Origin of the sequence: Enterobacter cloacae complex sp. ESBL7 (genome assembly GCF_041679625.1) — a bacterium.
Classification (GTDB): Bacteria; Pseudomonadota; Gammaproteobacteria; order Enterobacterales; family Enterobacteriaceae; genus Enterobacter; species Enterobacter asburiae_B.
In genome coordinates, this window is sequence record NZ_JBGORN010000014.1 from 30,847 (window position 1) to 43,391 (window position 12,545).

The following is a 12,545-nucleotide window of genomic DNA, read 5'->3' on the forward strand; positions in this document are numbered from 1 at the left end:
GGATAGTAATGACTGATAAAATTTCTGCACCGCGCTACGCGCTACGTGGCCTGCAGCTTATTGGCTGGCGCGACATGCAGCACGCGCTGGACTTTCTGTTCGCCGACGGCCAGATGAAATCCGGTACGCTGGTGGCCATCAACGCGGAAAAAATGCTGGCGGTTGAGGATAATGCGGAAGTCAAAAGCCTGATTGAAGCGGCTGAATTTAAATACGCGGACGGGATCAGCGTGGTCCGCTCTATCCGTAAAAAGTATCCTGACGCTAATGTATCCCGCGTGGCGGGGGCCGATCTCTGGGAGCAGCTTATGGCCCGCGCAGGTGCGCAGGGTACGCCCGTGTTCCTGATTGGCGGAAAGCCGGAAATACTGGCCCAGACGGAGGAGAAACTGCGTCGTCAATGGAATGTTAATATTGTCGGCAGCCAGGATGGTTACTTCAAACCGGAAGATCGACAGGCTCTGTTTGAGCGCGTTCGTGACAGCGGGGCGAAAATTGTCACCGTGGCGATGGGCTCCCCGCGCCAGGAGATCCTGATGCGCGACTGCCGTCTGGTCTGTCCGGATGCTCTCTATATGGGCGTCGGCGGCACGTACGACGTCTTTACCGGCCACGTTAAGCGTGCGCCAAAGGTCTGGCAAAATCTGGGGCTGGAGTGGCTGTACCGCCTGCTATCGCAACCGACGCGCATTACACGACAGATCCGTCTGCTTCGCTACCTCGCCTGGCATTACACCGGCAAAATGTAATCAAAATGTAGCGCGATATGCTATTCGCGCTGCAACTTGCCTGCAAAACTGCTGATAATCTGTGCAATGCATTCATTTTTTTAATGCATCGTTTGCCATTTGGCAGATTTTAGGAAACCATTCGCTCCGTATTTTAGTACCCCTAAAAAACAATACCCGGTATTAAGCCGGGAAACAGCAAACACAATCGAGGATCTATGGCAGAGAAACAACCGGAGCTACAGCGTGGGCTGGAAGCTCGTCATATTGAACTGATAGCGCTGGGCGGCACTATCGGCGTGGGCCTGTTTATGGGCTCCGCAAGCACGCTCAAATGGGCAGGCCCTTCCGTATTACTGGCGTATATTATCGCCGGGCTGTTTGTTTTCTTCATTATGCGTTCCATGGGCGAAATGCTCTTCCTGGAGCCGGTAACCGGCTCTTTCGCCGTTTACGCGCATCGCTATATGAGCCCGTTCTTCGGCTACCTGACGGCCTGGTCATACTGGTTTATGTGGATGGCGGTGGGCATCTCAGAGATCACCGCGATAGGGGTCTACGTCCAGTTCTGGTTCCCGGACATGGTCCAGTGGATACCCGCGCTCATTGCCGTGGGGCTGGTGGCGCTGGCAAACCTGGCAGCCGTGCGCCTTTACGGTGAAATTGAGTTCTGGTTCGCAATGATCAAAGTCACCACGATTATCGTGATGATTGTCGTCGGTCTGGGCGTGATTTTCTTCGGCTTTGGCAACGGTGGACACGCTATCGGCTTTGGCAACCTGACCGAAAACGGCGGCTTCTTCGCCGGCGGCTGGAAGGGCTTCCTGACGGCGCTGTGTATCGTTGTAGCCTCGTATCAGGGCGTGGAGCTGATCGGTATTACCGCCGGTGAAGCGAAAAACCCGCAGGTCACGCTGCGTAGCGCGGTGGGCAAAGTGCTGTGGCGTATCCTGATTTTCTATGTGGGCGCGATCTTCGTCATCGTGACCATCTTCCCGTGGAACGAAATTGGCACGACGGGTAGCCCGTTTGTATTAACCTTCGCCAAAATTGGTATCACGGCGGCGGCGGGTATCATCAACTTTGTGGTCCTGACGGCAGCGCTGTCAGGCTGTAACAGCGGGATGTACAGCTGCGGGCGTATGCTCTATGCGCTTTCGAAGAATAACCAGCTGCCTGCGGCGATGAGTAAAGTCTCACGTGCCGGCGTACCGGTGGCGGGTGTGGCGGTCTCCATTGTAATCCTGCTGATTGGCTCTTGCCTGAATTACATCATTCCTAACCCGCAGCGCGTGTTCGTTTACGTCTACAGCGCCAGCGTACTGCCGGGCATGGTGCCGTGGTTTGTTATCCTTATCAGCCAGCTGCGTTTCCGTCATGCGCATAAAAAAGCGATTGAAAGCCATCCGTTCCGCTCAATTCTGTTCCCCTATGCGAACTATTTGACGATGGCGTTCCTGATTTGCGTATTAATCGGCATGTACTTTAATGAAGATACCCGCATGTCGCTGTTTGTCGGGATGATCTTCCTGGCGGCTGTGACGGCCGCATATAAGCTTTTTGGCCTGGGTCGCCGCGGCACCACGCAGAAAGTGGAGGAATAAGCGGCAAAATGTGCAAACCATAACCAAACGCGCATTTTTTTCAAAAAAGCACTAGACAGCGGGGACGGAGGTACGTAATATCCAGCCCCGCAACGGCGCTAAGCGCCCGTAGCTCAGCTGGATAGAGCGCTGCCCTCCGGAGGCAGAGGTCTCAGGTTCGAATCCTGTCGGGCGCGCCATTTTAGTCCCGGCGCTAGAGCTGCGGTGGTCTGAGAAGTAGTCAGTACCGCGTGAAAGAATACAGTGGTGGCTATAGCTCAGTTGGTAGAGCCCTGGATTGTGATTCCAGTTGTCGTGGGTTCGAATCCCATTAGCCACCCCATTATTTGAAAGAGTTGTGAATTGCGAAGGTGGCGGAATTGGTAGACGCGCTAGCTTCAGGTGTTAGTGTCCTTTGGATGTGGGGGTTCGAGTCCCCCCCCTCGCACCACGACTTTTTAAATGAATTGAACTAAAAATTCAAAAAGCAGTACATCGGCGAGTAGCGCAGCTTGGTAGCGCAACTGGTTTGGGACCAGTGGGTCGGAGGTTCGAATCCTCTCTCGCCGACCAATTTTGAACCCCGCTTCGGCGGGGTTTTTTGTTTTCTGCGATTCTTCATCCCTGTCGTTATTCCCCAACCACGTCCTTTTTCATTGTCGCAATCCTGCGACATCCAACTCATTGAAAATTAAACAAATAACCATTTATGGGTTTTGCTGTCTCCTCCTGGCGACATATTCCCGCCTTTTCCCGCTACGTTGTAGCGCTTAAGGCGGCGCTTAGCAGAATAATTTCCTTTTATCTTAAAATGTTGCGTCATGTAAAAGTTCTGGGTGTTATGTTGGCACGTTACGTGCAATAATATGCGTGTAGATGCTCATTCCATCTCTTATGTTCGCCTTAGTGCCTCATAAACTCAGGAATGACGCAGAGCCATTTACGGTGCTTATCGTCCACTGACAGATGTCGCTTCGGCCTCATCAGACACCATGGACACAACGTTGAGTGAAGCACCAAATATGTTGTCTTACAGACCTGTTTTAACGCCTGCTTTTATAGCAGGCGTTTTTTTATGCCTTATTCCCGATACAGGCGCATGATCAGGGCAACCATCAGCAGGGCCGATGCAGAAACAGCATAGAGCGCCTGTACGGAGCCAAACCCTGAAGCCACCGCCGCTGCAATGCCGGTGAAAAGAGAGGCGCTGAGCGTTTGCCAGCGCCAGGCTTTACCGCTGGCCGAAGCGGTTTGCGTGAGAGAAAAACTACTGAGTACCCCAAACGTGCCCGCTGCGAAGAGAACATTCGAGGCCAGATGCGCGATAAAGATCATCCCCAGCGCACATATCGTCCACCCGGACAAAAACGGCAGCATGCCATAAGCGGCCAGAAAGATACTCAGGCAAACGATTATTCGCGGCGTGTGGGCCGCAAAGCGCGTCAGGCTCTCTTTTTTTAGCAGCAGGGGGCCACAAAGCTGCCCCAGACTCCTCGCGAAAAGTAGAGGCAAAGCAAGGCCCGCCGCATCCTGAGGACGGAGCTGCTGGGCCAGTGCAGGAAGAAGCGCCATGGCCGGTGAGCCGACGGCGGCCAGCGCCGGCAGGATGAGCAGACTGCGTTTTTGCCGAACGGTCAACGCCTGCCAGCGTAATGTTGCAGAAACTCCCCTTTCCATAGCGGTGGGATGTGGTGCCGGAGAAAACCGGCGTCCAGCCAGCCATAGCAGTACTAATGAGCCCAGAAAGCTGGCGGCATCAATAGCCAGCAGGGTAAACACGGATGTCTTCTGAAACAGCACCACGCCGAGTCCGGTCCCTAACAACACCTGAGAAGCAAAAATCACATTTTCCAGACAGGTTGCAGCGGGCAGCTCCGCTTCGCTGAGACCGCGCTTAAAGAGCAATGTCAGCGCGGGCCAGCTCATCCCGCTGAGCAGGGCTTCGGTGGATTGCACGGCGAGCAATGCGGCAACGCTGTGATAACCCACGCCAAGCAGGGGAAAGAGCAGGGCGAGCAAGCCCAGCACCTCGGTCAGTATCAGCAGCGATATCGGCGAAAAGCGCGAGCACAGTTTTTCGCCTAAGATGCTGCCGATGAACCCTGGTACCGTAGCGAAAAGAAAAGCGAGAGTGAGCAGAGCGGGCGGGGCTGACCACGCCAGCAGCAAACCGAAGACCACGACCTGGGTTAAGCCATTCCCCAGCGAAGAAAAGATAAAAGCACAGGCAAGCAGGCGCAGCCAGCGGTGGCAGCGCAGCGCCTGGATAAGCGCATACAAAAGCGAGTTCATGGAGATTTCCTTTCAAAAACGATTTAGTCCACGCTGCAAAATGTGCGCGTGTGTGAAAAAAGGTTAATGAAAAGACATCGTTACATTGGCGGGTTCGTTTGCAGATGTGTGTGTAAAGAATGTAGCAGGAGAAAGGCGATAAAAAAAGGAGGCCATCTGGCCTCCTTTTTATTTACTGCTGCGTACCGTTATTTTGCAGCGTTAACAGCAACCCATCACGCCGCATGGCGGCTGCCTCTTCCGGCTTGTGCTGCTTGTCCAGCGTATCGGCAAGCCACGCGTAATCAAACGCGTCCGGACGCTGCTTCAGCGCCGCGCGGAAGGCGAGGCTCGCCTCCTGCCATTCTCCGTGCTTCATCAGCGACTGACCGAGCGTGCTCCACAGCAGCGGGCGGTCACCGACGGTTTTAATCTGCTGACGCAGCACTTTTTCGATTTGCTCAGGATTATTGGTTTTCAGACGCGGGATCACCATCACCAGACGATCGTCATACTGGCGCTTCAGGCCATCGAGAAGGATCTCCTGAGCCGTGTCATGATCGTCACATTCAATAAGATGTTCCGCCATGGCGACCTGCAGAGGAACCTGCTGGCGCGTCTTACGGCTCTGATTCTTCCACCACGTTTTCAGACCGTCGCTGCCCAGGTCGGCGCGCGCCTGATCCATCAGGCCAATCCATGCAAGACGCTGAAGCTCATCACGATGTTCATCGTCGCCCACCTCGGCCTTCGCCATCGACGGAATGATGTCCAGCAGCGAACCCCAGGCGCCGGTACGAATATACGCCTGCTCGGCAAGACGCAGCACTTCCGGATGACGTGGCGCAACTTCCAGCAGGCGATCGATACCGTGACGCGCCGCGTGATTTTCATTGCGCGCCAGCTGCAGGCGAACGCGCGTGATTTCTACAGGAATCGGGTCGCCGTGGGCCAGCTCTGCCGCCCGCTCCAGATGCTGATTGGCGCGGGCTTCGTCACCGCGCTGCTGCGCCGCTTCGGCAGCGAGCAGATAATTCACCACCGGCTGTTCGGCATGATCGGCGTTTTTCGACATCAGCTTTTCAACCTGCTGATAGTCACCCTCGGCAAGCTTAAGCAGCGCCTGTTCGGTCTGCTTGCGGGCGCGGCGGCGTTTGCGGCCAACGAACCAGCCGCGCGTGTGGGCTCCGGTGCGGAAAATGCGGCGCAGGATCCACTCAATCGCAAACAGCACCACCACGCCGAGGATCAGAATGATCGTCAGGCCGGTTACGCTGGTTTCAATGTTGTAGTTATCCGTCTGGATCAGGACGTAACCCTGATGACCCGCAAGCATAGGTCCCAGCACGATCCCGGCGATCAGCAGGATGAAGAGTAAGAGAACTTTTAGCATCATTACTCTCCTTGTGGTGCGCTTTCAGGCGCCGGAACCGGAGCAGGTTCCGCTCCGCCTGACGGCTCTGCCGGTACGCCCGGCTGCGCCAGCAGGTTACGTACGCGCGTCTGCATCAGTTTCTCCAGAATCGGCTGGCTGGCCAGCTTATCCGGCACGTTCATGGTGATGTTCTGCTGGCTCAGCTTATCAATGTCTTCGAGGAAGGCGGTGGTCGTCGCATCATCGGTGTTGTAGTAGGCGCGGACCCACGTCGAGACGTTATCCAGCGCCTGTTTGTACGTCTCTTCCTGATGACGCGGCACGGCCTGAGCCGCTACCAGCAGGCGGGAACGGATGTTCTCGCGCAGATAGATATCCTGGTTCGGCGCCAGCAGCGGCACGGCGGTTTCGTCGCGACGGCGGATAGTGATGAAGCTGTCCATAAAGTTCTGCCAGCTTTTCTGCAGGTTTATGCGCCATTCGCTCAGGGAGCTGGAAAGCTCGGTACCGTCGGAATCCATCGGGGAGTCGTCGTCGTTATTATCCGCCAGCTGCAGGTTATCAATTTGATTCGACAGCTGGTTCACCTTGAGGATAATGCCGTCGTAATCCACCTGCGAGACGGCGGAGAGGCTGGCGATGTCCTCGGTGATCGCGCGACGGGCCGTGATAAGGCTCGGGTCGTTCATGTCTGCCAGGCTCGCATCGGCGCTTTTCAGCAGCGCCGCGGCGGTGGTGACGTCCTGATCGCTCCAGAGCTTACGCCCGGCGAGCTTCACCAGGAAGTCAGCCTGCGAGAGCAGCCAGGTTTTGGCATCGGTACCGGAAATCGTAGCGACTTTCTGCTGCACGTCGCCCAGTTGTTTAGCCAGCTCTTCCTGTTTGCTGTTCGCCTCGGCAAGCGCGGCGGCCTGCTGCTTAATCACCGTTTCCAGCTCGGTTTTCTGCGTCTCCTGCGCTTTTTGCAGGGCAGTGAGCTGATTCACCAGCGCATCGCTGGTGGACGTCTGATTCGCACCCTGTTGCTTCACCAGGCCGTACAGGCCAACCCCTGCTGCCAGCGCAATAGCGATGGCAATCGCGCTCAGCGCGAGGCTCGTTTTGTTGCTGCCGTTTTTCTTCTCAGCGGTTTTCTCTGTCGTCTCTGGCTGTGGCGTCGTTTCCACAGTCTCCCTGGTCTCTTCAACCACGGCGGAGGATTTGTCGTGTTCCGTCATTATGGCTTCCCATTTGAGAGTTATTGTAATGCGCGCAGCAGCGCATCGTTGTCGGCGTTATCAGCGATCCGAATATCCTGCCAGCCCAGTTCCCGGGCCTGGTTCGCCAGACGCTCACTGACGACCAGAAGCCGACAGCGGAGTAACCAGTTTTCGCGATACCAGAGCGGTATCAGCGACCAAAGCTGTTGTAACATTTCACCGCTGGTGACCACCAGCGTATTAATGCCGCGCGCGTGCCAGCGCATCGCCTCTTCCGCGCCATCGTAGTGTTTTGCACAGCGCTGATAGCACTCAATGAACGTCACGTCTGCACCACGTTCACGCAGCGTTTCGCCCAGCAGTTCGCGGCCACCGTTGCCGCGCAAAATGAGCGCACGCTTTCCGGCAATAGTTTGTAATTCAGGTAATTGTAGCAAGACTTCGCTGATTTCCCGATCTAACGGGTAACGAACGTCCGCGCTGCTTACGGTATGCAGCGCCAGTGCCGTTGTGCGGCCAATCGCGAAATAGCGGGGGGCAAGTGGCCAGGCCAACCCCTGCTGTTGCAGCTGCGCGTGGGCAAATTCCACGGCATGTTGCGACAGCGCAAACAGCAGGTCGCCTTCCTGAAGGGTATTCATCTGGTCGGCGAGCGCGGAGAGCTCCCGACCGGGGGAGAATTCAATGAGCGGAAAACTCCAGGCCACCTGCCCCAGTGTGCGCAGACGGCTCACTAACTGCTCTCCTGCGGGAGAAGGGCGGGTGACAAGAATACTCATGCAGGGGGCTCTCCATTATAAACGTCAGCCAGAATCTCGCGGGCGCCGTTATCCAGCAGTTCTTCCGCCAGCGACACGCCAAGCTGCTCGGCATCTTGCGCTTTACCGCGACGTTCGCCGCGTACCATCTGGGAACCGTCCGGAGCGCCCACCAGCGCGCGCAGCCACAGCTCACCTTCTGTTAATTCAGCATAGCTGCCAATCGGTACCTGACATCCTCCTTCGAGGCGGGTATTCATCGCACGCTCGGCTTTTACGCGGATAGCGGTCTCGTCATGGTTCAGCGGTGCGAGCAGTTCGCGGGTACGCGCATCGTCCAGACGGCACTCGATGCCGACGGCACCCTGGCCCACGGCCGGCAGCGACAGCTCTGGCGGCAACGCCACGCGAATGCGTTCCTCCAGCCCCAGACGCTTGAGGCCGGCAACGGCGAGGATAATGGCATCGTAATCGCCGTTATCCAGCTTGCCCAGACGCGTGCCGACGTTACCGCGCAGCGAGCGAATGATCAGGTCAGGACGGCGCTCTGCCAGCTGACACTGACGGCGTAAACTGGACGTGCCAACCACGCTACCCTCCGGCAGCGCGTCGAGCGAGTCATAGTGGTTAGAGACAAACGCATCGCGCGGATCTTCGCGCTCGCAGATGGTCACCAGCCCCAGCCCTTCCGGGAACTCGACGGGCACGTCTTTCATTGAATGTACGGCGATATCGGCGCGGTTCTCAAGCAATGCCAGTTCCAGTTCTTTGACAAACAGGCCTTTGCCGCCCACTTTCGCCAGGGGCGTATCGAGGATCACGTCACCGCGCGTGACCATCGGCACCAGCTCGACGCGCAATCCACTGTGGCAGGCTTCAAGGCGCTGCTTCACATAATGTGCCTGCCAGAGCGCGAGGGGGCTTTGGCGTGTGGCAATTCTCAAAACATTGTCTAACATGCTTGTTACCGTCATTATCAATCGCTAACCATCCTAACATTGTTGACTCTGGGATGGCAGTTTTACGGTTGATGAAGCGTGAGAGGGACAAGGCGGCGTATTCGTCAGCCAGAGCCGTATTCAGGAATTTACACGTACAGAACGGTGCTACACTTGTATGTAGCGCATCTTTCTTTACGGTCAACCGGCAAGGTGTTAAATTGATCACGTTTTAGACCATTTTTTCGTCGCTACCACCAAAAATGATAAGGGCGAAAAAGGGTAACGGTTATCTTTTTGAAATACTGCGGGTCCGCTGTTATTCGTGTTTTGAATAGCTTGCGACACCCGGAAACATCAGGCGATACGTCTTGTACCTCTATATTGAGACTCTGAAACAGAGACTGGATGCCATTAATCAACTGCGTGTGGATCGCGCGCTTGCTGCCATGGGCCCTGCTTTCCAGCAGGTATACAGTCTGCTGCCGACATTATTGCACTATCACCATCCGCTGATGCCTGGCTACCTTGACGGTAACGTTCCCCAGGGCATTTGCCTTTTCACGCCTGATGAAACCCAACAGCATTACCTCAACGAACTGGAACTCTACCGCGGCATGCCGCCACAGGAGTCTCCAAAAGGTGAACTGCCGATTACCGGCGTTTACTCTATGGGGAGCACCTCATCGGTAGGGCAAAGCTGTTCTTCGGACCTGGACATCTGGGTCTGCCATCAGTCATGGCTCGATAACGACGAGCGTCAGCTGCTGCAACGCAAGTGCAGCCTGCTGGAGAGCTGGGCGGCCTCGCTCGGCGTGGAAGTAAGCTTTTTCCTGATTGATGAAAACCGTTTCCGCCATAACGAAAGCGGCAGTCTGGGTGGTGAGGACTGCGGCTCGACTCAGCACATCTTACTGCTGGATGAATTTTACCGTACTGCTGTGCGTCTGGCCGGGAAGCGTATTCTGTGGAATATGGTCCCTTGCGAAGAAGAAGAGCATTACGATGACTACGTCATGTCGCTTTACGCGCAGGGCGTACTGACGCCAAACGAATGGCTGGATCTTGGCGGCCTCAGCTCTCTGTCAGCCGAAGAGTACTTTGGCGCAAGCCTCTGGCAGCTCTATAAAAGTATCGACTCACCGTACAAAGCGGTGCTGAAAACGCTGCTGCTGGAAGCCTATTCCTGGGAATACCCTACGCCGCGCCTGCTGGCGAAAGATATCAAGCAGCGTCTGCACGACGGGGAGATCGTCTCCTTCGGGCTGGATGCTTACTGCATGATGCTGGAGCGCGTGACCGAATACCTGAAAGCCATTGATGACACCACGCGTCTTGACCTGGTGCGTCGATGTTTCTATCTCAAAGTCTGTGAGAAATTGAGCCGCGAGCGCGCCTGCGTGGGCTGGCGTCGTGAAGTGGTCAGTCAGTTAGTGAAAGAGTGGGGATGGGACGAAGCGCGTCTGTCCATGCTCGACAACCGGGCCAACTGGAAAATCGATCAGGTGCGTGAAGCGCACAACGAACTGCTCGATGCGATGATGCAAAGCTACCGTAACCTGATCCGCTTTGCGCGCCGTAACAACCTCAGCGTTTCCGCCAGCCCGCAGGACATCGGGGTATTAACCCGTAAGCTGTACGCCGCGTTTGAAGCGCTGCCGGGCAAAGTCACCCTGGTTAACCCGCAGATTTCGCCAGACCTGTCAGAACCGAACCTGACCTTTATCTACGTGCCGCCGGGCCGCGCAAACCGCACCGGGTGGTATCTGTATAACCGTGCGCCAAGCATGGACTCAATCATCAGCCATCAGCCGCTGGAGTATAACCGCTACCTGAACAAGCTTGTGGCCTGGGCCTGGTTTAACGGCCTGCTGACCTCGCGCACGCGCCTGTTTATCAAAGGCAACGAGGTGGTTGATCTCGCTAAGCTGCAGGAGATGGTCGCGGATGTGTCGCACCACTTCCCGCTGCGTCTGCCCGCCCCAACGCCGAAAGCGCTCTACAGCCCGTGCGAAATTCGCCATCTGGCGATTATCGTCAACCTGGAATACGACCCGACGGCAGCCTTCCGCAATCAGGTGGTTCACTTTGACTTCCGCAAGCTGGACGTCTTCAGCTTTGGCGAGCAGCAAAACTGCCTGGTAGGCAGCGTGGATCTGCTGTACCGCAACTCGTGGAACGAAGTGCGTACCCTGCATTTCAACGGCGAGCAGGCGATGATCGAAGCGCTGAAAACGATTCTCGGCAAGATGCACCAGGATGCCGCACCGCCGGACAGCGTTGAGGTGTTCTGCTACAGCCAGCACCTGCGCGGTTTAATTCGTACCCGCGTGCAGCAGCTGGTTTCTGAGTGTATCGAACTGCGTCTCTCCAGTACCCGTCAGGAAACCGGACGCTTTAAAGCGCTGCGCGTTTCCGGTCAGACCTGGGGCCTGTTCTTCGAACGCCTGAACGTGTCGGTACAGAAGCTGGAAAACGCCATCGAGTTCTACGGCGCGATTTCACACAACAAGCTGCATGGCCTGTCGGTGCAGGTGGAAACCAACCACGTTAAGCTGCCGCAGGTGGTGGACGGATTCGCCAGCGAAGGGATTATTCAGTTCTTCTTTGAAGAGTCGGGCGACGATGCCGGGTTCAACATCTACATTCTGGATGAAACCAACCGCGCCGAGGTGTATCACCACTGTGAAGGCAGTAAAGAGGAGCTGGTGCGCGACGTCAGCCGCTTCTACTCCTCTTCGCACGACCGTTTCACCTATGGCTCAAGCTTTATCAACTTTAACCTGCCGCAGTTCTACCAGATTGTGAACGTCGACGGACGTACGCAGGTGATCCCGTTCCGTACCCAGGCCGTAACGCCTGCCGCGCCTGCCAATCAGGACACCGCGCCGCTGTTGCAGCAGTATTTCTCCTGAGCCTTTTCGCTCGCCCGGTGGCGGCTACGCCTTACCGGGCCTACAACAGCTCGAACCCGTAGGCCGGGTAAGCGCAGCGCCACCCGGCAACAAAACTACCTGAAACTCACAGCCTCACCCGCCTGCGCGGTCGCCGCCTGTTCCAGCAGATCCCAGAACGGTACGCCGCTGCGGTCGCAAACCCATTCCCCGTCCTTCAGATCGAAATGATAGCCGCCCTGTTTCGCGGCCAGCCAGACCTGGTGAAGCGGCTCCTGGCGGTTAATAATAATTTTGCTGCCATTTTCGAAGCTCAGGGTCAGAATGCCGCCGTTGATTTCACAATCGATATCGCTGTCGCCGTCCCAGTCGTCAAGACGCTCTTCGATGGTCATCCACAGGTTGTCGGCAAGGCGATGGAATTCACTGTCGTTCATGGTTTTGTTCCTGTTTTTCGTGATGCCGGCAGTATAACCCTAAATAATTCCCGTTGCAGGAAAGCGGCAAACTCTTGCTTTTGTGTCTTCTCCTGCGATGATAGAAACAGATTTGAACTTACGGGCAACTTTATAATGAAAAACGCTTTCCGAACGCTTGCCGTTCTCATCACGCTGTTTAGCCTGACTGGCTGCGGACTGAAGGGACCACTGTACTTCCCACCTGCGGATAAAACCGCGCCGCCGCCGACGAAACCCGTGCAAAGCGGCATTGAGTCCACCACGCCAAATACTAACGATCGTGGCGACAACGGTGGCCCGACTCAGGTTAATCTCTGACGACAACGTTCTGTACCCGCGCA

The 12,545-nt window shown here is 56.1% G+C and carries 10 protein-coding genes and 4 tRNA genes; 8 read left to right on the forward strand and 6 right to left on the reverse strand.

The window, feature by feature from the left end:
- The first annotated feature begins 8 nt into the window (after window positions 1-8).
- The 6 genes from wecG (at window position 9) to ACERY3_RS23610 (ending at window position 2,884) form a co-directional block, all read left to right on the forward strand.
- Entirely contained in the window at window positions 9-749 is a 741-nt protein-coding gene (wecG, locus tag ACERY3_RS23585; protein ID WP_058841029.1) for a lipopolysaccharide N-acetylmannosaminouronosyltransferase, read from the forward strand.
- A gap of 197 nt (window positions 750-946) precedes the next feature.
- Complete coding sequence (locus ACERY3_RS23590; RefSeq protein WP_023309635.1) at window positions 947-2,332, forward strand: amino acid permease; 1,386 nt, start codon at window positions 947-949, stop codon at window positions 2,330-2,332.
- Between the two features lie 102 nt (window positions 2,333-2,434).
- Window positions 2,435-2,511: transfer RNA gene (locus ACERY3_RS23595), tRNA-Arg, on the forward strand.
- Between the two features lie 67 nt (window positions 2,512-2,578).
- Window positions 2,579-2,654, forward strand: a tRNA-His gene (locus tag ACERY3_RS23600).
- Between the two features lie 22 nt (window positions 2,655-2,676).
- A tRNA-Leu gene (locus ACERY3_RS23605) sits at window positions 2,677-2,762 on the forward strand.
- Between the two features lie 45 nt (window positions 2,763-2,807).
- Window positions 2,808-2,884: transfer RNA gene (locus ACERY3_RS23610), tRNA-Pro, on the forward strand.
- A gap of 507 nt (window positions 2,885-3,391) precedes the next feature.
- Here the strand turns inward: ACERY3_RS23610 and ACERY3_RS23615 are convergent.
- From ACERY3_RS23615 to hemC, 5 genes are all read right to left on the reverse strand, one after another.
- Complete coding sequence (locus ACERY3_RS23615) at window positions 3,392-4,603, reverse strand: hypothetical protein (RefSeq protein ID WP_058841030.1); 1,212 nt, start codon at window positions 4,601-4,603, stop codon at window positions 3,392-3,394.
- 172 nt (window positions 4,604-4,775) lie between these two features.
- Window positions 4,776-5,975, reverse strand: coding sequence for a protoheme IX biogenesis protein HemY (gene hemY, locus ACERY3_RS23620; RefSeq protein WP_008501551.1), 1,200 nt, complete (start codon window positions 5,973-5,975; stop codon window positions 4,776-4,778).
- Window positions 5,976-5,977: 2 nt separating this feature from the next.
- Window positions 5,978-7,174 carry a uroporphyrinogen-III C-methyltransferase gene (gene hemX, locus ACERY3_RS23625; protein ID WP_058841031.1) on the reverse strand — a complete coding sequence of 399 codons (1,197 nt, stop codon included), beginning with the start codon at window positions 7,172-7,174 and terminating at the stop codon, window positions 5,978-5,980.
- A 20-nt stretch (window positions 7,175-7,194) separates the two neighbouring features.
- Window positions 7,195-7,935, reverse strand: a complete 741-nt coding sequence (gene hemD / locus ACERY3_RS23630; protein ID WP_047059115.1) for a uroporphyrinogen-III synthase — start codon at window positions 7,933-7,935, stop codon at window positions 7,195-7,197.
- Window positions 7,932-8,873 carry a hydroxymethylbilane synthase gene (gene hemC / locus ACERY3_RS23635; protein ID WP_373226594.1) on the reverse strand — a complete coding sequence of 314 codons (942 nt, stop codon included), beginning with the start codon at window positions 8,871-8,873 and terminating at the stop codon, window positions 7,932-7,934. Before hemC ends, hemD begins: the two co-directional genes overlap by 4 nt.
- Before the next feature lie 350 nt (window positions 8,874-9,223).
- Here hemC and cyaA point away from each other — a divergent pair, with 350 nt between their 5' ends.
- Complete coding sequence (cyaA, locus tag ACERY3_RS23640; RefSeq protein ID WP_023309629.1) at window positions 9,224-11,767, forward strand: class I adenylate cyclase; 2,544 nt, start codon at window positions 9,224-9,226, stop codon at window positions 11,765-11,767.
- Between the two features lie 95 nt (window positions 11,768-11,862).
- On the opposite strand, the gene cyaY is transcribed toward cyaA, so the two are convergent.
- Window positions 11,863-12,183: an iron donor protein CyaY gene (gene cyaY / locus ACERY3_RS23645; RefSeq protein WP_023333807.1), complete on the reverse strand. Its 321-nt coding sequence runs from the start codon at window positions 12,181-12,183 to the stop codon at window positions 11,863-11,865.
- Between the two features lie 135 nt (window positions 12,184-12,318).
- Between cyaY and ACERY3_RS23650 the strand changes: the two genes are divergently transcribed.
- Window positions 12,319-12,522 (forward strand): lipoprotein, encoded by a 204-nt coding sequence (locus ACERY3_RS23650; protein ID WP_014885650.1) that lies wholly within the window; start codon window positions 12,319-12,321, stop codon window positions 12,520-12,522.
- Window positions 12,523-12,545 lie beyond the last annotated feature (23 nt).

Coding starts and splice junctions, on each gene's coding strand:
- wecG (WP_058841029.1), top strand. CDS start 9: ATGACTGATAAAATTTCTGCACCGCGCTACGCGCTACGTGGCCTGCAG.
- ACERY3_RS23590 (WP_023309635.1), top strand. CDS start 947: ATGGCAGAGAAACAACCGGAGCTACAGCGTGGGCTGGAAGCTCGTCAT.
- ACERY3_RS23615 (WP_058841030.1), bottom strand. CDS start 4,603: ATGAACTCGCTTTTGTATGCGCTTATCCAGGCGCTGCGCTGCCACCGC.
- hemY (WP_008501551.1), bottom strand. CDS start 5,975: ATGCTAAAAGTTCTCTTACTCTTCATCCTGCTGATCGCCGGGATCGTG.
- hemX (WP_058841031.1), bottom strand. CDS start 7,174: ATGACGGAACACGACAAATCCTCCGCCGTGGTTGAAGAGACCAGGGAG.
- hemD (WP_047059115.1), bottom strand. CDS start 7,935: ATGAGTATTCTTGTCACCCGCCCTTCTCCCGCAGGAGAGCAGTTAGTG.
- hemC (WP_373226594.1), bottom strand. CDS start 8,873: ATGTTAGACAATGTTTTGAGAATTGCCACACGCCAAAGCCCCCTCGCG.
- cyaY (WP_023333807.1), bottom strand. CDS start 12,183: ATGAACGACAGTGAATTCCATCGCCTTGCCGACAACCTGTGGATGACC.
- ACERY3_RS23650 (WP_014885650.1), top strand. CDS start 12,319: ATGAAAAACGCTTTCCGAACGCTTGCCGTTCTCATCACGCTGTTTAGC.